This window comes from Bacillus sp. ISL-45, assembly GCF_018613195.1.
Classification (GTDB): Bacteria; Bacillota; Bacilli; order Bacillales; family Cytobacillaceae; genus Mesobacillus.
Window position 1 is genome coordinate 55,882 of sequence record NZ_JAGGQQ010000005.1, and the last position, 20,031, is coordinate 75,912.

The 20,031-nt window shown below is 43.6% G+C and carries 19 protein-coding genes and 1 riboswitch; of the genes, 18 read left to right on the top strand and 1 reads right to left on the bottom strand.

Annotated features, from left to right (window positions below; all coding sequences use genetic code 11):
* Positions 1-97: 97 nt before the first annotated feature.
* From J7E35_RS05720 to J7E35_RS05745, 6 genes are all read left to right on the top strand, one after another.
* The gene (locus J7E35_RS05720) at positions 98-502 is read left to right on the top strand and encodes a DUF350 domain-containing protein (RefSeq protein ID WP_214777839.1); all 405 of its coding nucleotides are present in this window, start codon (positions 98-100) and stop codon (positions 500-502) included.
* A 290-nt stretch (positions 503-792) separates the two neighbouring features.
* Positions 793-2,496 carry a long-chain-fatty-acid--CoA ligase gene (locus tag J7E35_RS05725; RefSeq protein ID WP_214777841.1) on the top strand — a complete coding sequence of 568 codons (1,704 nt, stop codon included), beginning with the start codon at positions 793-795 and terminating at the stop codon, positions 2,494-2,496.
* Between the two features lie 218 nt (positions 2,497-2,714).
* Positions 2,715-3,317, top strand: a complete 603-nt coding sequence (locus tag J7E35_RS05730) for a fatty acid metabolism transcriptional regulator FadR (RefSeq protein WP_167832747.1) — start codon at positions 2,715-2,717, stop codon at positions 3,315-3,317.
* Between the two features lie 131 nt (positions 3,318-3,448).
* On the top strand, positions 3,449-4,222 hold the full coding sequence (locus tag J7E35_RS05735; protein WP_214777843.1) for an enoyl-CoA hydratase: 774 nt from the start codon (positions 3,449-3,451) through the stop codon (positions 4,220-4,222).
* A gap of 87 nt (positions 4,223-4,309) precedes the next feature.
* Positions 4,310-5,083: an electron transfer flavoprotein subunit beta/FixA family protein gene (locus J7E35_RS05740; protein ID WP_214777845.1), complete on the top strand. Its 774-nt coding sequence runs from the start codon at positions 4,310-4,312 to the stop codon at positions 5,081-5,083.
* A 38-nt stretch (positions 5,084-5,121) separates the two neighbouring features.
* Complete coding sequence (locus J7E35_RS05745; protein ID WP_214777847.1) at positions 5,122-6,099, top strand: electron transfer flavoprotein subunit alpha/FixB family protein; 978 nt, start codon at positions 5,122-5,124, stop codon at positions 6,097-6,099.
* A gap of 26 nt (positions 6,100-6,125) precedes the next feature.
* Here the strand turns inward: J7E35_RS05745 and J7E35_RS05750 are convergent, their stop codons facing one another.
* A complete protein-coding gene (locus tag J7E35_RS05750; RefSeq protein WP_214777849.1) occupies positions 6,126-6,392 on the bottom strand; it encodes a hypothetical protein in 267 nt (88 codons plus the stop codon).
* Between the two features lie 187 nt (positions 6,393-6,579).
* Between J7E35_RS05750 and trxA the strand changes: the two genes are divergently transcribed.
* The 12 genes from trxA (at position 6,580) to J7E35_RS05810 (ending at position 19,602) form a co-directional block, all read left to right on the top strand.
* The gene (gene trxA / locus J7E35_RS05755; protein ID WP_214777851.1) at positions 6,580-6,894 is read left to right on the top strand and encodes a thioredoxin; all 315 of its coding nucleotides are present in this window, start codon (positions 6,580-6,582) and stop codon (positions 6,892-6,894) included.
* Positions 6,895-7,234: 340 nt separating this feature from the next.
* Complete coding sequence (locus J7E35_RS05760; protein ID WP_214777853.1) at positions 7,235-8,461, top strand: hypothetical protein; 1,227 nt, start codon at positions 7,235-7,237, stop codon at positions 8,459-8,461.
* A gap of 280 nt (positions 8,462-8,741) precedes the next feature.
* Positions 8,742-9,692 (top strand): NAD-dependent epimerase/dehydratase family protein, encoded by a 951-nt coding sequence (locus tag J7E35_RS05765; protein ID WP_214777856.1) that lies wholly within the window; start codon positions 8,742-8,744, stop codon positions 9,690-9,692.
* Positions 9,676-10,596: a lysylphosphatidylglycerol synthase transmembrane domain-containing protein gene (locus tag J7E35_RS05770; RefSeq protein WP_215023950.1), complete on the top strand. Its 921-nt coding sequence runs from the start codon at positions 9,676-9,678 to the stop codon at positions 10,594-10,596. Before J7E35_RS05765 ends, J7E35_RS05770 begins: the two co-directional genes overlap by 17 nt.
* Positions 10,593-12,068, top strand: a complete 1,476-nt coding sequence (locus tag J7E35_RS05775; RefSeq protein WP_214777860.1) for an alkaline phosphatase family protein — start codon at positions 10,593-10,595, stop codon at positions 12,066-12,068. Before J7E35_RS05770 ends, J7E35_RS05775 begins: the two co-directional genes overlap by 4 nt.
* On the top strand, positions 12,061-12,834 hold the full coding sequence (locus J7E35_RS05780; protein WP_214777863.1) for a glycosyltransferase family 2 protein: 774 nt from the start codon (positions 12,061-12,063) through the stop codon (positions 12,832-12,834). The genes J7E35_RS05775 and J7E35_RS05780 overlap by 8 nt, the downstream gene beginning before the upstream one ends.
* A 49-nt stretch (positions 12,835-12,883) precedes the next feature.
* Entirely contained in the window at positions 12,884-13,633 is a 750-nt protein-coding gene (locus J7E35_RS05785; RefSeq protein WP_214777865.1) for a hypothetical protein, read from the top strand.
* A 38-nt stretch (positions 13,634-13,671) separates the two neighbouring features.
* Positions 13,672-14,601 (top strand): FTR1 family iron permease, encoded by a 930-nt coding sequence (locus tag J7E35_RS05790; RefSeq protein ID WP_214777867.1) that lies wholly within the window; start codon positions 13,672-13,674, stop codon positions 14,599-14,601.
* 126 nt (positions 14,602-14,727) lie between these two features.
* Positions 14,728-16,173: a glycosyltransferase family protein gene (locus J7E35_RS05795; protein ID WP_214777870.1), complete on the top strand. Its 1,446-nt coding sequence runs from the start codon at positions 14,728-14,730 to the stop codon at positions 16,171-16,173.
* A gap of 15 nt (positions 16,174-16,188) precedes the next feature.
* Entirely contained in the window at positions 16,189-17,961 is a 1,773-nt protein-coding gene (gene uvrC, locus J7E35_RS05800) for an excinuclease ABC subunit UvrC (RefSeq protein WP_214777871.1), read from the top strand.
* A 70-nt stretch (positions 17,962-18,031) separates the two neighbouring features.
* Positions 18,032-18,209: riboswitch (Lysine riboswitch) on the top strand.
* The gene (locus J7E35_RS05805; protein ID WP_215023958.1) at positions 18,206-18,352 is read left to right on the top strand and encodes a hypothetical protein; all 147 of its coding nucleotides are present in this window, start codon (positions 18,206-18,208) and stop codon (positions 18,350-18,352) included. It overlaps the preceding riboswitch by 4 nt.
* 17 nt (positions 18,353-18,369) lie before the next feature.
* Complete coding sequence (locus tag J7E35_RS05810; RefSeq protein ID WP_214777875.1) at positions 18,370-19,602, top strand: aspartate kinase; 1,233 nt, start codon at positions 18,370-18,372, stop codon at positions 19,600-19,602.
* Positions 19,603-20,031: the final 429 nt, after the last annotated feature.

Below are 20,031 nucleotides of genomic sequence, written 5' to 3' on the forward strand. Positions count from 1 at the left end.
CTATAAAGTTTTGCGTAAAGAGCCTAAATAAATGTAAATCCCTATCTGAACACTTTATAATAGGATGTGGGGTAAATTTTTATCGGGGAGAATGGATATGGATCATTTCTGGGAAAATGAATTTATAGTGACAGCTGGCTACTACAGTGTATCGATTCTCTGTATCGTCGTATTCCTTGCTGTTTTTGAACTAGTGACAAAATATCGCAACTGGGAGGAAATCAAAAAAGGCAATTTTTCCGTTGCGATGGCCACAGGCGGGAAAATCTTCGGTGTAGCTAATATATTCCGCCATTCCATCAATCAGCATGATTCACTGCTTACGATGATCAGCTGGGGAGTTTTTGGCTTCGTCCTGCTTTTGATCGGATACTTTATTTTTGAATTCCTGACACCCAAGTTCAACATCGATAAAGAAATAGAAAACGACAACCGTGCAGTAGGCCTGATATCTATGGTCATTTCTATCGGCCTGTCTTATATCATCGGCGCAGGAATTTAACAGGGGGATCTAAAAGAGTGGAAAAACTGGCTAAAATATTGCTGATTCTATGCGGAGTATTCCTGTTAGTCGGCATTGTCTATATGATGTTTTTTGCATAAAAAGCTTAAAACCGCCTTGTTGGCGGTTTTTTTGTTCTTAATAAAGAGAGGAAGGTTCAGAATCAGGTAATATGTTTGGGTGTTTGTCCCTATAATCCCCCAAAAAACTATTCTAATTGTCATAAAAAGACCATTATATTATAATGAGAGATAGAATTTTCAAAAAATTTTAAATAAGGAGGCAACAAGATGGAAGTAGAAAAGCCATGGCTGTCGCAATACCCTCCAGAAATACCAGCTCATTTGGATCTTAAGGAGGCAACGGTCCAGGATTATTTAAAGCAGACAGCTGAAAAATACCCAGAGAAGATTGCTATCCACTTCATGGGCAAAGAACTGACCTATAAGCAAGTTTACAACTATGCGAAAAAACTGGCTGCTTATTTGCAAGACTTGGGAATTGGTAAAGGAGACAGGGTTGCGATCATGCTCCCTAATACTCCTCAGTCTATCATCAGTTACTACGCAATCCTGATGGCTGGCGGAATTGTCGTCCAAACAAACCCTCTGTATATGGAACGAGAGCTTGAATACCAGATGAAGGATTCAGGGGCTAAGGCGATCATTACGCTCGACATTTTATTCCCTAGGGTCTCAAAGGTCATCGCAAATACGGATTTAGAGAATGTAATTGTAACCGCTATCAAGGACTATCTTCCTTTCCCAAAAAATCTTGTCTATCCATTCATCCAGAAAAAACAATATGGCATCATTGTAAACGTAAAGCATGAAGGCCAGAACCATCTTTTTACCGAGATTATGAAAGAGCCTGCCGGAAACATTAAAGAATATGAAATGGATTTTGAAGAAGACCTGGCTTTATTGCAATATACCGGCGGAACGACAGGGTTTCCGAAAGGGGTCATGCTGACTCATAAAAATCTGATTGCGAATGCGGCAATGAGCAATGCCTGGCTGTACAAATGTAAAGAGGGTGAAGAGACAGTCCTGGGAATCCTTCCATTTTTCCATGTGTATGGTATGACGGCAGTATTGATTCTTTCTGTCATGCAGGCCCAGAAAATGGTGCTTTTACCGAAATTCGACCCTGAAACGACACTGAAGACGATACAAAAACAAAAGCCAACACTCTTTCCTGGCGCACCTACCATTTACATCGGGCTTTTGAATCATCCAGACATTAAAAAATATGATCTGTCATCGATTGATTCATGTATTAGCGGATCAGCTCCGCTGCCAGTGGAAGTGCAGGAGAAATTCGAGGAAGTCACAGGCGGAAAGCTTGTTGAGGGTTATGGCCTGACCGAATCCTCTCCGGTGACACATGCAAACTTCCTATGGGATAAAAAGCGGGTAAAAGGAAGCATAGGTGTTCCTTGGCCGGATACGGATTCTGTCGTCCTTTCAATGGAAACCGGAGAACCGCTTCCGCCTGGTGAAATTGGTGAAATAGCAGTCAGGGGCCCGCAGGTAATGAAAGGCTATTGGAACAGGCCGGAAGAAACAGAGCAAGTGCTTAAGGACGGCTGGCTTTTGACCGGAGACCTTGGCTATATGGACGAGGAAGGGTATTTCTATATTGTCGACCGGAAGAAGGACATGATCATTGCCGGTGGCTTTAATATTTACCCGCGTGAGATTGAAGAAGTCCTTTACGAGCATCCAGCTGTTCAGGAAGTAGTAGCAGCAGGAATCCCGGATCCTTATCGGGGAGAAACGGTAAAAGTATATATCGTGCTCAAGGAAGGTTCACACGCGACAGAAGAAGAACTGAATGAATATTGCCGGAAACATCTTGCTGCATTCAAGGTGCCAAGATTGTATGAGTTCAGGGCAGAACTTCCCAAAACCGCGGTAGGTAAAATTCTCAGAAGAGCATTGGTGGATGAAGAGAAAGCAAAGAACCAGGAAGACCAGCAGAAGCGAGCTTAACTTAAAAAAGCCGTCTCCCGATATCGGCTCTTTCTTTTTGAATTAGAAGGCTTGTCCAAATGAAACACATTTCCTTGACAGAAATGTGAGTGAATACTATTATAAAAATATGAATGACGATTCATTCAGTGAATAGGGTTGCAGACAAAAATCGTAAACGGGAGTGTGCCACTGTAGCATTTAATGCTTGTGCTTTTCCTGGAGCGGGAGTGAAAGAAATGAAGAAAAACAGGCCGAAATATATGCAAATAATTGACGCAGCAGTGGTCATTATCGCAGAAAACGGCTACCACCAGGCGCAGGTGTCTAAAATAGCAAAGCAGGCTGGAGTGGCTGATGGGACCATTTATTTGTATTTCAAGAATAAGGAAGACATACTGATTTCTCTGTTCCAGGAGAAAATGGGTTACTTCGTGGGAAGTATTGAAGAAAAAATTGCAGGAAAACAAACAGCAACAGAGAAGTTATATATGTTGGTCGAAACGCATTTCAAGATTCTTTCAGATGACCGGCATCTTGCAATTGTAACCCAGCTGGAGCTAAGGCAGTCAAATAAGGATCTCCGGCATAAAATCAACGAGGTGCTTAAGGGCTACTTAATGCTGATCGACAAAATCATTTTGGAAGGCATAGAGAATGGAGAGTTTTCAAGCTCCCTGGATTTGCGTCTTGCAAGGCAGATGATTTTTGGTACAGTAGATGAAACTGCGACTTCATGGGTAATGAATGAACAGAAATACAATCTTACTGACCTGGCAAAAGCGGTACACCAGCTGCTGATCAATGGCTGCGGTTACCAGGACACCAAACCGGTCCTTTAAATCACGTCTTTCCCGACTTTCCGTCGCTTTGAATACCTGTAAGCGGAAAAGGCAGGGGAAAAAGGCTAGTTTCGCAGAAAGGAGATTTTCCAGGATGCGAAACTTGCCTTCATGTAAAAGGAGGGGAAAATGTGGAGTATCTTAAATGGTCTGCGGAGGACAGGATCGCTACGATCACGATTGACCGTCCGCCGGCGAATGCCCTTGCATCCGGACTGCTGAAAGAAGTTTCAGGAGTATTGGATGAGATTGAAGGGAATGAAGAAATCAGGGTTGTTTTAATCCATGGTGAAGGCAGGTTCTTCTCTGCAGGAGCGGATATCAAAGAATTCACCACAATTAAAACCGGAGAAGACTTTGCCAAACTTGCTGAATATGGCCAGGATCTTTTCGAGCGTATGGAGCATTTTCCAAAGCCGATTATCGCTGCCATCCATGGCGCGGCATTGGGCGGCGGCCTGGAGCTTGCAATGGCATGCCACTTCCGCCTTGTAGCCGAAAACGCTAAATTGGGATTGCCAGAGCTGCAGCTTGGTCTGATTCCAGGGTTTGCAGGCAGCCAGCGACTGCCAAGATATATGGGCGTAGCAAGAGCGGCCGAGATGCTGTTTACAAGCGACCCTATCACAGGTGTGGAAGCAGTCAAATATGGATTGGCCAACCATGCTTACCCTGAGGAGCAGTTGCTTGAAAACGCATACAAGCTTGCCGGGAAAATTGCGAAAAAGAGTCCAGTTTCCCTGGGGGCAGCTATTAAGCTATTGAACTATTCCAAGCACGAATCCTTTTACAAAGGAGTTAAGGAAGAAGCCCAGTATTTTGGCGATGTCTTCCTGTCTGAGGACGGCCAGGAGGGAATCAAGGCTTTCCTGGAAAAAAGGCCGCCTGATTTTAAAGGCAGATAAGCCAACCTTTTAGCATCATTTTTTTTGAAATAAATTTTTCTAATCTTTAGAACAGCTAAAATGTTTGAATACTTAGGAGGGGAACAAATGAATATCTACGTTCTAATGAAAAGGACATTCGATACAGAAGAAAAAATCACGATCGCAAACGGCAAGATCAATGAAGATGGTGCTGAATTCATCATCAATCCTTACGATGAATATGCGATTGAGGAAGCAATCCAGGTAAGGGACGCTCATGGCGGCGAGGTGACTGTCGTTTCTGTAGGCAATGAAGAAACAGAGAAGCAGCTGCGCACAGCGCTGGCTATGGGAGCAGACAAAGCAGTATTGATCAATATCGAGGATGACGTTGAAGACGGCGACCAGTTCACAACTGCCAAAATCCTTTCTGAATACCTAAAGGATAAAGAGGCTGACCTTATTCTTGGCGGTAATGTCGCGATCGATGGCGGATCAGGCCAGGTAGGACCTCGTGTTGCGGAACAGCTGGGAATGCCTTATGTGACAACGATTACGAAACTAGAAATCAATGGAACGACTGCTACGATTACTAGAGACGTAGAAGGGGATTCAGAAGTCATTGAGACAAGCCTTCCTGTTCTTGTAACAGCACAACAGGGGCTTAATGAGCCTCGCTATCCATCTCTTCCAGGAATCATGAAAGCAAAGAAAAAGCCGCTTGATGAGCTTGAGCTTGATGATCTTGATCTGGATGAGGACGATGTAGAAGCTAAGACAAAGACTATTGAAATTTATCTTCCTCCGCAAAAAGAGGCAGGAAAAGTCCTTGAAGGCGAACTTGCTGACCAGGTTAAGGAACTTGTCAACCTGCTTCACACAGAAGCGAAAGTCGTTTAAGACATAAAGGAAGAATAAATACGCAGGAGGTAAATCAAATGGCGAGAAAAGTATTAGTATTGGGAGAATCACGTGACGGACAACTTAGAAACGTTTCTTTCGAAGCAATTGCAGCTGCAAAAACAGTTGCTGAGGGCGGAGAAGTAATTGGAGTATTGATCGGAGAGTCTGTAAACGCTTTAGGGAATGACCTTTACCAGTATGGTGCTGACAAAGTGGTGGCAGTAGAAGACGCCAAGCTTTCACAATACACACCTGACGGTTACTCACAAGCTTTGATGGCTGTAATCGAGCAGGAAAGCCCGGAAGGAATTATTTTTGGTCATACATCTCTTGGAAAAGACCTTGCACCTAAAATCGCAAGCAAATTGGGTTCAGGATTAATCTCTGATGCTGTAGCGGTTGAAGAAGCAGGCGGAAACCTTGTTTTCACTCGTCCAATCTATTCTGGTAAAGCTTTTGAAAAGAAGATTGTTACCGATGGACTAGTGTTTGCGACAATCCGTCCTAACAACATCGCTCCACTGGAAAGAGATGCAGGTAAATCCGGAGAGGTTTCAGCAGTCTCTGCAGAAATCAAGGACTTGAGAACGATCATCAAGGATGTTGTCCGTAAAGCAACTGAAGGTGTAGATCTTTCCGAAGCAAAAGTTGTAGTAGCGGGCGGACGCGGTGTGAAGAGCGAAGAAGGCTTCGAGCCGCTGAAGGAACTTGCTGACGTTCTTGGCGGAGCTGTTGGAGCTTCACGTGGTGCATGTGATGCTGACTATTGTGATTATTCACTGCAAATCGGTCAGACAGGTAAAGTCGTAACTCCAGACTTATATATTGCTGCCGGTATTTCCGGAGCAATCCAGCACCTTGCAGGCATGTCCAACTCCAAGGTCATTGTCGCAATCAATAAGGATCCAGAAGCTAATATCTTCAAAGTCGCAGACTACGGTATCGTAGGCGATTTATTCGAAGTTATTCCGATGCTTACTGAAGAATTCAAGAAGCTTAAAGTCAACGCATAATTATTTTTAACTTAAAAAAACGGACGTCACATTCGTCCGTTTTTTTGTCTGTATAGGAAATTATAAAAGCATTTTTTGTGTGGATAACTACATATGGGTGTCTTAATCCAGCTCCAGCGCCTAGCCCCTCGAGACGCTTGTCTAGTTTCGCCTCCTAGAAACTCCGAAACTTCAACTCCGCCGGCAGAAGCAAAAAGCGCTTCTTTGTCGGAGTCTCCAGTTTCTGCGTTTCTGGGCAGTCGGCTACACATTTCGATTTCGGTCCTGCCAATGAAGTCAAAGAACGACTTCATTGGCAGGCCCTCCAGCGCTTGTCGGGGCTGAACAAGGCGCTTGCGCTTTTTGTTCCTGTAAAAACGAATAAAATGGGAATATTCATATGTGAAAAGGGTAAATTACAACAAGAGCAGATAAATAGCATCAATTGGTAAACGATGATATACTGACGTTAGTATTCAGATTTATTTAGGAGGCATTCAAATGGCTATTACACATGCTACTGACGCAACTTTTGCTAACGAAACAGGATCAGGCCTAGTGCTTGTTGACTTTTGGGCACCTTGGTGCGGCCCATGTAAAATGATCGCTCCTGTGCTTGAAGAATTAGATTCAGAAATGAGCGATAAAGTAAAAATCGTGAAGCTTGATGTTGATGACAATCAGCAGACTGCAGCTCAATATGGCATCATGAGCATCCCGACACTACTTGTCCTTAAGGATGGTCAGCCGGTTGATAAAGTAGTCGGATTCCAACCAAAAGAAGCACTTGCAGGACGCCTGCAGCAGCATATCTAAGATTAAAGCAAAAAATCCCGCCTTCAGAGAAGGCGGGATTTTTTTATGAACTGAATGCAGAACTTTATTTGAAACATAATAACAATGCTTCTTTGGTAGAAGATTGATAGGTTATGCACCTAGATGTCGAAAATTTAAATAGTATTCAATCAGCTTTGCTATCACTTTTGCTGCTTAGATCTCGTTCAGATTAAGTGTAAAATTAACATTTCACAAGTTTGTCAAAGTTTTCTTACAAAGTTCGTTGACAGTGATAATCATTCTCGCCTATAATAACAATTGTCAATGAAAATCATTATCATTTATAAGACTACTCACATTACATAGGGGGATTTAAAACATGAACAAGAAAAAGCATCTGAAAGCAATTTTTGCAAGTTTTTTAATGGCAAGTACAGTATTGGCAGCGTGCGGAGGAGACGAAACAGCAGAAAAGCCTAAAGAAAACAAACAGGCTGAAACAGAAAAAAAGACTGAAGAAACTAAGGAAAATAATAATGAAGAAACCAAGGAAGTGAACGTTGAAGATACAGATGCAGCAAAGCAAGCTGCTGCTTATTCTGATATGATGTCCGAACTAGTAAAAGCCAAAGAAGGCCAGGAAGTGAACTGGGATACTGTCCAGCAACAATATGAAGCAGGTCTTCAAAAGGATGTAGCCGAGCTTAGTCCTGAATTCGACCAGGCAATCCAGGCTGCACTTACAGCTGGAAAAAGCGGAGAAATGGAACCAATTATCGCTGTTCAATTGACGGATAAGACAATTCAATCCTATTTCTATCAAAATCAAAAGGCACTTCAAAAGGAAGCTGTTGCTGCACTGACTGAGGACAAGAAGGAAGACGCAAATCTTGCATTCGCGCAAATTAAGCATCTGACGGAAAAAGTTTTCATTCCAACAGCTGAAAAACGTGATAAGTATTACGAGCTTAGCGGAGATGCTAGCCTTGTCGAGAACATTAATTCCGGACTATCCGCACAGGAAGAAGCGCTTAATGCTGGTAATGCTGAAGATTTCCAGGTATATCTTCAGGTAACGGATAAGTCAATCTACAGAAGCTACTATCTTGCAGCAAAATCTTATGCTGAGAAAATTGAAGCAGGAGTTAAAGAAGGAAAAGATAAGCAGGAACTATCCATCATGCAGGCTGAGGCATGGGGCTTCTATCAAGCAATCAAGGGTTCTCTTAGCGGCGGAGATGAAGCGGCTGCTGCTCAGTTAGATAAATTATTCACTTTGAACACTACTGATCCAGCTGCGATTAAAGCGGCAGAAACAAATGCTTTATTCGCTAAGGCAGTGGCTGGCAAAATCAAAGGCTACTACGAAAAGGCTCCGAATCTGTTAGCAGAAAACAATGCGGTTGAAGCTAAAGTAAGTGCAATGGAAGGGAACATGTTCCTGAAAATGCTTCAAGGGCAGATGACTGAAAAATTAGGTGAAGAAAAAACTCAGGCCGTATTTGCAGATGCTGAAGCATGGTATAATGCCATTGCGGAAAATAAGCCGGAAGATGCAAAAGCAAAAGGCGACGCAGTTATTTCAGCAGTAGATGGTCTGCTTTAAAAAACGGGAGCCGCAGCGATGCGGCTCTATTTTCGTTTTTTAGATGAAGGCTGTTTTCGTAAAGATTGTTGTTAAAATCCTAAAGCCGATATTAACGTGACAAAAGTCATTTTGTATGTCGGTACTAAGTTAGCAAGCTCTTTTCTCATAATAAGCGTTAATTTTGTCATGAAACTTAGGTAATACAATCCTATTTTGTAGTCAATAGCAACAAAGTTTGAGAAAAGAGCCTAGATGAAATACTATGGTAAAATGGCTTGAGAAAGAAAGAGGTGTAATCGTGAGAATTTTGATTACTGGAGGAGCAGGGTTCATTGGAAGCCATTTTGCCGTAAAAATGCTGAAGGAGCATCATGAGGTGGCGATCATCGATAACATGCACCCTTATTACTCTGTTGAGAGAAAAAAACAGCATCTGGATGTCATTAAAAAAGCCGGTGATTTTCAATTTTATCAAGCAGATCTTCTGGACCGTGAAAAGACCATTGACATCATCAAAAGAATATCACCGGAAGCAATTGTCCACCTGGCGGCATTGCCAGGAGTCGCTTATTCGATTCTTCGCCCGCTTGAATACATAGATTATGATGTGAAGGCTACGGTCAACGTACTTGAAGGAGCCGGAAAGGCTGGTGTGAAGCAGGTCATTTTTGCTTCTTCATCATCTGTATATGGAATGATGAGAAATATCCCGTTCAAAGAAGAGATGGCAGCTGGGAAACCTATTTCTCCTTACGCGGCCTCAAAATACGCGGCTGAATCTTTTTGCCATGTGTATGGCCATCTATATGGACTGGATGTTAAGATCCTAAGATTCTTTACTGTTTACGGTCCATGGGGAAGGCCGGATATGGCAATCGCTAATTTCATAAAAAAATTGAAAAACAGTGAAGAAATCACGATTTTTGGCCAGGGCGGATCTCGTGATTATACATATGTAGGTGACATTGTGAACGGCATTAGCCTTGCTCTGAAAAATTTGGAACAAAGTGCCATTATCAATATTGGATCCGGCAGGCCGGTTTCGATGGACCAGCTTTTGGACGAGCTCCGGATTTACTATCCTGATATGAAAATCAGGCGTGAGGAAAACCGTGCGGGAGACGTGGACCGGACATGGGCTGATACTACCCTGGCAAGGGAATTGCTTGGTTATCAACCAGAGGTGGACTTCAGAAAAGGAATTGCAGAGACTGTGGCATGGGCTGAGCAGTATGAAGACTACCTTTAAGAAACTAATTTCCATTTTGCTGATTTCCGCATTTCTAATTATGACGTTTTATTATCTTGATGCTGGCATGATTATAGAGGAAATAAAGGCAATCGCAACAAAACCAGGAATCCTGCTGCTCATTTTCTGCAGTTATTTCCTTGCTTTTTTGGCAAGGGGGGCAGCCTGGAAGCTTTATCTGAACAATAGAGTACGACTTACAACCTGCATGTACGGCCTGTTTTACAGCTTGCTGCTGAATCATCTCCTTCCAGTCAAAGCGGGAGATTTTGCGAGGATTGGTGTCTTGAAAGCGAGGGAGCCGGATATTACGGGGTTAGAAGCATTTAATTCAGTGATCGTCCTACGGGTTATGGATACGTTAATTCTATTTGGAATGGCTTCGGCAGGATTGGCTTTTCTTGAGCTGCCTTTGAATGGAAAGTTTCTCGTATGGCTGGGAGCAAGCGGTGTTGTTGTCACAATCATTCTTTACTATAAATTCCGTGCTTTCTTTGACAGACAATTAACTATAGTGAAAAATGCTTTCACTGGCTGGCGGGGAGTCTGGATCATTATGCTGACCCTGATAAGCTGGATCCTCGAAGCAGCAGTCATTTATGGGGTCATATTGAATGGCGGAAGCATCATCAGCTTTGTACAGGCAATTTGGGTAAACAGCATTACGGTTGCCGGGCAGATCTTCCAGATCACACCAGGAGGAATTGCCAGCTATGAGGCCATTATGGTTTTTGCGTTAGGAGCAAATGGAATAGCTCCCGAAAATGCCTATACAGCTGCGGTCATTACCCATGGATTGAAATATTTATTTTCTTTCATAGTCGGAGGGATTGCATTGGCTGCTTATCCTGTACCGGCGCACTTACTGAAAAAATGGACTAGGGAAAGGGGCAACGAATCATGAAAAGTGCTTCAAAGTTTGAGAAATTCGCGGCCCGAAGCTGGAATTTGCTTAATGAGGGGAAGCCCTTTACGCCAATTTTTACAGTTGGCACCATGGTATTATTTCATCTCGGAGATTTAGGGAGTACAGGCAGCATAGCTGATTTTTTACTCTCCTTCCTGACTGTGCTTCCGCTGTTCATCATCTATTTTATTTATGATTTTCCACTATTCTTGAGAAACTATTTGTGGATACCATTAATTGTTTTTATGATTGTTTGGCCTGAGCCTGATATTAATCTTCTGCTTTTCGCAGCCGGATTGTACTTTTTCTTTACAGTGTTTTTCTGGGGAACGCTTTACTATCATCTAAGGATTGGTACTTCATGGCTTAATTTCACAAGGTTTTGGAAGCTTGTTTTAAAGAATAGTGACTCTACCAGCGGGAATGCACAGGAGCAGCTTCCGAAAGTTTTCCTGCTGCTTTCTCTCTGGGAACTGTCATTCGGTACCTTAACCGCCGGTGCGAATATACCTTTTTTTGATATGGCTATTTTTTATGGCTTTGTCCTCCTCTTTGCCTTTATTCTGCACCGATATTTATTTGACTGGAAGCCAAAGGCATATGAGAGCTACACGAAGGATGATGGACCGGAAGTGCCGGAGAATGGCCTGTCCGATAAGGTAATTGTCATCGTTATTGACGGAATGCGCAAAGAGCGCTTTTATGAAGCGAATACACCATTTCTCGATCAGCTAAAAGAGAACGGTACTGAATACTTGAATATGGAAACATTGTATCCTGCCAGGACCGTTGTTTGCTTCAGTTCCATGTTCACTGGGACCTATCCGTTTGAGCATGGCATCAAGTCGAATATGGTCTATAAACTTGGAGTTAACACAGAAACAATATTTGACTCGCTTCGCAAAGTGGGCAAAAGAGGGCGGCTTCTTGGCATTGCCCACCTCGTTGATGCGATGGGCAGTGATGTCGAGACCGTTACAGCTGTCATGCATAAGGACAAAGCGGATACAAACATGCTTGCTAGGGCAAGAAAAATTATGGATGAACAGGACCCGGATCTGTTTATAGTCCAGATGATCGGCACGGATCAGGTTGGCCACAGCCGAGGTGTCCTCTATGATGATTATATTGAAAAGATTGAGGAAGCAGACGCGCTCATTCAGGAGTTTGTTCAATGGCTGGAAAGCGAAGGGAAGATGGAGAACACAACACTTGTAGTCTGTGCAGACCACGGACAGGCTGATGGGATCGGCGGTCACGGACACCTGGATGAAGGAGAACGATTTGTTCCATTTTTCATGCATGGCCCACATATCGCCAAGGGAGTTAAAGTCCAAGAAAAACACAGCCTTGTATCCCTGGCACCGACGATTTCTTATCTGATGGGTGCCCCTTATCCGGCGAGCAGCAGAGGAAAAGTTCTAATGGATGCAATAAAAGCAGAGAAGGATGAGAATGTAATTGAGTAAAGTTATCGTATTTTTGCCGGCTTTTAACGAAGAAGAATCCATTGGGGAAGTGATTGTAAATATCCCTCGTACCTTTGCCGGAGCGGATCAAGTAGAGGTTTTAATCATTGATGATGGTTCGACGGACGGAACTGTTGCTGAAGCGAAAAAAGCAGGGGCCGACCATATTATAAGCTTCGAGAAAAACCGCGGCCTGGGAGCCGCGGTCCGAAAAGGAATAGAAGAATGCTTCCGGAGGGGTGCCGACGTCGGTGTGATGATTGATGCTGATGGAGAGTACCCTGCTTGGCAGATTCCTGATATAGTCAAGCCGATTCTAAATGGAGAAGCGGATTATACAATGGGTTCCCGATTTATGGGCACAATTAAAGGGATGAAATTTCATCGCAGGATAGGGAACTATTGTTTCACCCTCCTGCAAACATTATTGTTGAGAAAATGGCTGTATGACGGCCAGTCCGGGATGAGGGCTTTTTCTCGAAGAGTTCTTGAGCATGCGGAAATTATCCATGATTACAATTATGCGCAAGTGCTGACACTCAATCTTGTCAGGAAGGGATTCCGGGTCCTTGAAATCCCGATTAAATACCGCGTCAGGACAACGGGAACATCGTTCATTTCATTCAAGAAATATATGACGAATGTTGTGCCAGCAGTCTACCGGGAAATGTCCAGGCCTGTCTCAAAGGTTATCGGGGTAGAAAAATCCCCATCTAAAAACAGTAAAAATAGTGACAATAAAGTGACGATTATCAAATATGATTGACATTAGAAATGATAATCATTATCATTATCATTGTAGGAGGGAACAGTAAATGAAAAAAGCTATATTTTTTTGTTTTACATTGATATTTATTCTCATTAACGGCATTCCACAGACTGCCAGCGCTTATTCATATGGTGATCCAAATGAAGAAAAAGTCGCGGAAGTCTATAAGGAAATGCAATTGAAGCTGGATGAGGACCCTCCAAACTTCTCGGCCGCAACCTCCCTGTTTGAAACGGTTAAAGAAGAAGTCGATATGCACATGGGAAACGAGCCAGGAGAAGTGATCATGGAAAGCCTGGAAGCAGAAGATAAAGAAGCAACGATTGAAAATATGGAGAAACTCCTCGTATTGAATGTTGCGAGAAGGCTAGAAAGCATTGAGAAAAGCTTTGAGGAGTATGACACTTCAAAGAAGCTGCTGGCAAAGGGATATGCTACATATCAAGCGCTATCGCCAAAGGTAGAGGGCAATAACCCTGAAGTGGATAAACAAATAAAAGCTGACTTTGATGCTGCACTTGAGGCACTAGGAAATCCCGGGCTCTTTGGAGTAGGGAAGAAGCCTTCTGACATAGAAGTTTTTAAAGAGAAAAAAGAAAATATCCTGAATACATTGCAAGATGAATTTGATCTTCCGAGCCTGGAAGTCGGGCATTTTACAGATACAGAGGAAGAAGAAGGACCAGGCAAAAAGGACTGGACAGATCGTTCAAATATCCGTAACTGGATTCCTTTGATCCTCATAGTCGCGGTCATTGGTGCGATAGTTGTTATTGGCATTAAACGAAGAAAGTAAATAGATAGATGACACCTTGGAGAGGGGGAGAATCAGCAATGGAAGTTCAAGCGTTATTGATTACTTTTCGTGAAGTATTGGAAGCGTTATTAATCATCGGAATCATCACAACCTATTTAAAGAGAACTGGTAATCCAAAGTATACAAAGTATGTATGGCTGGGTGCCGGACTTGCTGTTCTGGCAAGTATCGGAGTTGCGATTTTGTTCCAGGTTGTGTTCACTGGCTTCGCTGCTATGGGCAGTGAGATTTATTTGAAAATAGGAATCATGATTGTGTCCACTGTTCTCTTGACCCAGATGGTATTCTGGATGGCGAGTCACAGTAAGGACCTAAAAGGGAACATGGAAGGGAAAATGAAGAAATTCATCTCGACAGGAAATATTGTCGGTATGGTCATCCATTCATTCCTTGTCGTCTTGCGTGAAGGTATTGAAACGGTCTTCTTCTTTGCGGCAATCACAGGTGGTAACATCGGTGCTGCCATGCAGGGATGGGGAGCGATCACAGGTACATTGATTGCCGTTGCCGTCTCTTACATGTTCTTCAAAGGCACGATGAAGGTAAAGCTAAAGACGTTTTTCCAAATCACTGGTGCCTTTATCATCCTGATTTCTGCCGGATTGCTCGTACAGGCGATTTCGATGATGCAGGATGTAAACATAATTGGAAGCGTTATGTATCATGTTTATGATATTACGTGGCTATTGCCGGAACATCCGATTGATCATGCACATTATCTACGTGATACTGGTGTCGCACCGATTATCTCTGGCGATGTGGGCATCTTCCTGAAGGCTCTGTTTGGATACTCATCAATGCCTTCAATTGAAGAAGTCATTGCCTATATCGGATACTTTGCTGCGATTTTCCTGCTGACTTCATCACGCAGTCCCGGGAAAGAAAAGGCTGCTGTCAATAAAGAAGCAGAAAACAAGCAAGTAGTATTGAACCCACAAGTTAAATAATCAATTTGATTTGAGGCAGCATGATCCTCTCTCCAGAAAAGTACAGGGAATTTCCTTGTACTTTTTTCATACGTAAAAACGCCCCCTGTGGAAGTTAGTTGGTGTAAAATGATGAATTTAGAAAAAATGAACAGAATAATTATTCTTGGACTAAGTTCGCTTGCGGTCCTTTACATATTCGCCGTCCAGTTGAATTCACTTAATTCCTTCGTCGCTTCTTGGGATCAAGTTGATTTTACCCTGGCTATGGACCGGTTTGACCTTCGTGCGATGCAGCCGCATTTTCCCGGATATCCGTATTTTATTCTTGGCGGTATGCTGCTGAAGTTTTTCGTTGGTTTTCCAAATAAGGCACTGGTTATATTTAATGTTTTAGTGTATGCCAGCTCCATCCTGCCTGTGTATTTACTTGCATCAAGAGTTTTGAGCAGGACGAATGCCTTCCTCATTGCAGCTGCCATTTATACTGCCAGCTATCCATTGATCATCGTGAACCAGCCAATGTCAGAGGGTGCCGCCCTTGCTGCTTTTTGGTGGTTCTTCTGGAGTATCGCGGCCGCAGAGTCCAGGCCAGCAGGCAAATGGATGCTGCTTCCCCTGATTTTATTCAGTGTGCTGTTGGGAATCAGGCTTAGCTATATCCCTATGGGAATCGGGCTGATTTATCTGCTTTACAGGAAATGGGCAAAACGGGAGATTACATTGGGCAGCGTTATCAAATATGTGGTTCTCGCTGGATTGCTTCAGTTGGTCTGGGTTATCGGCCTGATTATTTCTGAAGGTGGCCTTTCTAATTTCCTGGAGCTTGCTTTTGGTTTCACTGGCGGGCATTTTCAGGAATGGGGCGGCACATCGGCATCGAATGATCTGTCTTTTTTTGCAAGGCTTAAAGCATTCCTGTTTACCAACATTTTATGGTGGGGAATTTTTTCACGAACAACTGTTTTGATGGTATTATATATAGTTATTGGCATAGTTTTATTTTTGCCGGCATCTAAAAGCAAAGCTTTCAAGGAAAATAGCGTCCGGATCGGCGCATTGCTGTTCCTCGCTTACGCTGTCTGGGCGCTCTTTGCCCAGAATATCGAAAAACCGCGGCATATACTGCCGCTGGCGCTATTGCTCCTGTTTCTCGGACTTACTGCCTATTTTAAAAAAAGGGCAGAGGTATATGCCAGCCTGCTAGTGGTTGTAGTCATCATTGCCCAGGCAATTATTTCTTCAAGCTATATACAAAAACAGGCAGCAGTCGAGCCGGCGGTCTACCAGCTTGCGCATTATTTAGAGGAACAGTCAGAGGACTTCGTTTTGTATACGTGGGAAGAAACAAGGGTACTCCAGTATCTCGAAATGCCTTACCCGCATAAGCGAATCTATACCTATGGAAATTTCCTCCATGACCAGGGGTTATATAAAGGAAAGACGGTTTATCTAACCAACAGTGTTGTCGAGGGTTTCCGATTGCAGGGCTTTGATCTTGACGGGAAGCTCGAGAAGGTAGAAACATTTACTTCGGATATACTTTTTGATCCAGTCTATCATAAGATTATTTTATATAAATGGACACCGTAACAGGAGGTGAACGGCTTGAATGAACAAATCAGGAATAAGCTTGCTCTTCTCCCTGCTCAGCCAGGTTGTTATTTGATGAAGGACAGGCAGGGGACCATCATTTATGTTGGGAAAGCCAAAGTATTGAAGAACAGGGTGCGTTCTTATTTTACAGGATCGCATGACGGTAAAACTCTTCGGCTTGTCAATGAAATTGAGGATTTTGAGTATATCGTCACTTCCTCCGATATGGAAGCACTGCTTCTTGAAATCAATTTAATCAAGAAATATGATCCAAAATATAATATCATGCTTAAGGATGATAAATCATATCCGTTCATCAAGCTGACCGCGGAACGGCATCCAAAGCTGATCATTACGAGAAAAGTAAAGAAGGACAGCGGCAAATATTTTGGGCCGTATCCAAATGTACAGGCGGCCAATGAGACAAAAAAACTGCTGGACAGGATTTATCCGCTCCGAAAGTGCTCGACACTGCCAGACCGTGTCTGTCTCTATTACCATATGGGCCAATGTCTAGCACCATGCATCAAGGACGTCAGCAGGGACGAATATAAGCAGATTACGGATGAAATCACTCGCTTCCTCAATGGGGGCTATAAGGAAATCAAGGTAGATTTGACGGCTAAAATGGCGGCTGCTGCCGAGGAATTGGATTTTGAACGTGCGAAGGAATTTCGCGACAAGATCGCCCATATAGAGGCAACGATGGAAAAACAGAAGATGACGACGACGGATTTTACCGACCGCGATGTGTTTGGCTATGCTGTCGACAAGGGCTGGATGTGTGTTCAGGTCTTCTTCATTCGTCAAGGAAAGTTGATCGAACGGGAAGTTTCAATGTTTCCGATCCACAATGAACCTGAAGAAGATATCCTCACATACCTGGGGCAATTTTATTCGAAAAATGAGCATTTCAAGCCGAAGGAAGTATTGGTGCCTGAGGGTGTGGACCTAGAATTGGCAGAGGGTCTGCTTGAAGTGAAAGTCCTAAAACCGCAGCGTGGAAAGAAGAAGGAGCTTGTCCATCTGGCGTCCAAGAATGCGGGCATCGCCCTGAAAGAAAAGTTTTCATTAATCGATCGCGATGAGGAACGGACCATCAAGGCTGTTGAGAACCTTGGCAAGCAAATGGGCATTTACACCCCTCATCGGATCGAGTCCTTCGATAACTCGAACATCCAGGGGACCGATCCGGTATCAGCGATGATTGTTTTTATCGACGGCAAGCCTGAAAAAAGGGAATATCGCAAATACAAAATTAAATCAGTCAAAGGTCCGGATGACTATGAGTCCATGAGGGAAGTCGTAAGGCGCAGGTATACACGTGTCCTGAAAGAGGGGTTGCCGCTGCCGGATTTGATTATCATCGATGGAGGAAAAGGACATATCGAGTCAGCGCGTGATGTACTGGAAAATGAGCTAGGGCTCGACATCCCGATTGCCGGCCTGGCGAAGGATGACAAGCACAGGACCTCCCAGCTGCTCTACGGAAACCCGCTGCAGGTGATCGAACTGGCGCGTAACAGCCAGGAGTTTTACCTGCTGCAAAGAATCCAGGATGAGGTCCACCGGTTCGCAATCACCTTCCACCGCCAGCTAAGAGGCAAAAGTGCATTTCAGTCACTGCTCGATGATATTCCAGGCATTGGCGAAAAGCGCAAGAAGGCTCTGCTGAAGCATTTCGGTTCGGTGAAAAAAATGAGGGAAGCCTCTGTGGAAGAGTTGAACGCTGCCGGCCTGCCGGCAAATGTGGCAGAGGAGCTATTTCAGAAATTACAGAATTAAGGTAGCATTCTATTTTTAGGTATGCTATAATGATAAAAAAATTCATATAGCTATCACTTTAGAGCATTAAAGTGTAGATAGAGGTGCGAGCTTCAAGAGTAAAAGTCTAGAGAATTGTAGGATTCGGGGATGGACTTTGAAAGGGGACGTTCGCCGAAGTGGGGAAATGCCTATCGATTTTCTCGCTGGTCCTTCGTTGAATAAACGCTGGATTGTCAAGATTGCCATCTTGGAGTGCTATCTCATGTTGCAGCGTATATACACGTTTATCAAGCAATGGGAGCCACTTCCATTGCTTTTTCTGTTTTTCTGGATCTTTTTTAAAGAAGGACTGGAAAAAATACATATGCGGATTGGCCATGAAACTCTATTAGAGGCAAAATACGAATGAAGAGGCAGGGGAAACTTATGGGATTGATTGTACAGAAATTTGGCGGAACATCGGTTGGCAATGTCGAAAGGATCAGGAACGCTGCCAGCAGGACAGCGGAAGAACTGCAGAACGGAAATAATGTGGTCGTTGTCGTATCAGCAATGGGCAAGACGACAGACCATCTTGTCGACATGGCGAATGATATTTCCAGCGCGCCATCAAAAAGAGAGATGGATATGCTGTTGACGACAGGAGAGCAAATTACAATCGCACTTTTTTCAATGGCACTAGCGCAAAATGGCATTGACGCAGTTTCCTATACAGGCTGGCAGGCAGGGATCAAAACTGAACCTGTCCATGGGAACGCAAGGATTGTTGATATCGAGACAGACAGGATTGCTAAAGATTTAGAAAGTGGCAAGGTGGTCATTGTCGCGGGATTCCAGGGAGTTACGGATGATGGTCAAATCACCACACTTGGCCGCGGCGGTTCAGATACCACGGCAGTAGCCCTTGCGGCGGCTCTGAAGGCTGATAAATGCGATATCTATACCGATGTGACCGGCGTGTTCACGACCGATCCAAGATATGTGAAAAGCGCGAGGAAATTGCTGAGCGTTTCCTATGATGAAATGTTAGAGCTGGCCAATCTGGGGGCAGGCGTGCTTCACCCGCGTGCGGTGGAATTCGCGAAAAACTATGGATTGCCGCTTGAAGTAAGATCCAGTATGGAAAAAGAAAGAGGCACGATCATCGAGGAGGAGAATGAAATGGAACAGAATTTAATCGTACGCGGAGTAGCGTTTGAAGACCAAATCACGAGAGTATCAGTCCTTGGAGTAAGCACTTCATTAAAAGGACTTTCAACTATATTCACAACACTTGCACAGAACCACATCAATGTCGACATCATCGTCCAGAGCCGTACAGAAGCAGGGTTAGCGAATATTTCGTTCTCCATTAAGAGTAACGACCTCCCGGAGGCATTGGACGTATTGGAACGCAATAAAGAAACATTGAACTATCAGGCGGTCGAATCCGAAACCGGCCTTGCAAAGGTGTCGATTGTGGGTTCGGGAATGGTTTCAAATCCAGGGGTAGCCGCCAAAATGTTTGAAGTCCTTGAAGGACACGGTATCCAGGTGAAGATGGTAAGCACATCCGAAATCAAAGTCTCTACCGTAGTTGATGAAAAACAAATGGTAAGCGCAGTAGAATCATTGCATGAAGCATTTGAGCTATACTCCGAAGCTGTTAAGACGAATTAAGAGAGGGAGATGGTATAAAGCTTTCCTTGTTGTGAACTCGGGAAGGCTTTTATAAATCATGCTATGTAATCGTTAAAGAGATTCTCAGAGATTTATTCTTATATTAGTGATTATGACGGATAAATAGGAGAAGTGGGGGGGATCCGCACATTAAAGCGGTTAATGTGCGGATAAAAGAAAATGCGCAGGCTAATCGTCACATAAAAGCGGTTGATGTGCGGATAAAAGGAAAAAGCGAAGAAGTATCGTTACATAAAAGCGGTTGATGTGCGGATAAAAGGAAAAAGCGAAGAAGTATCGTCACATTAAAACGGTTAATGTGCGGATAAAAGGAAAAAGCGAAGAAGTATCGTCACATAAAAGCGGTTAATGTGCGGATAAAAGGAAAAAGCGAAGAAGTATCGTCACATTAAAACGGTTAATGTGCGG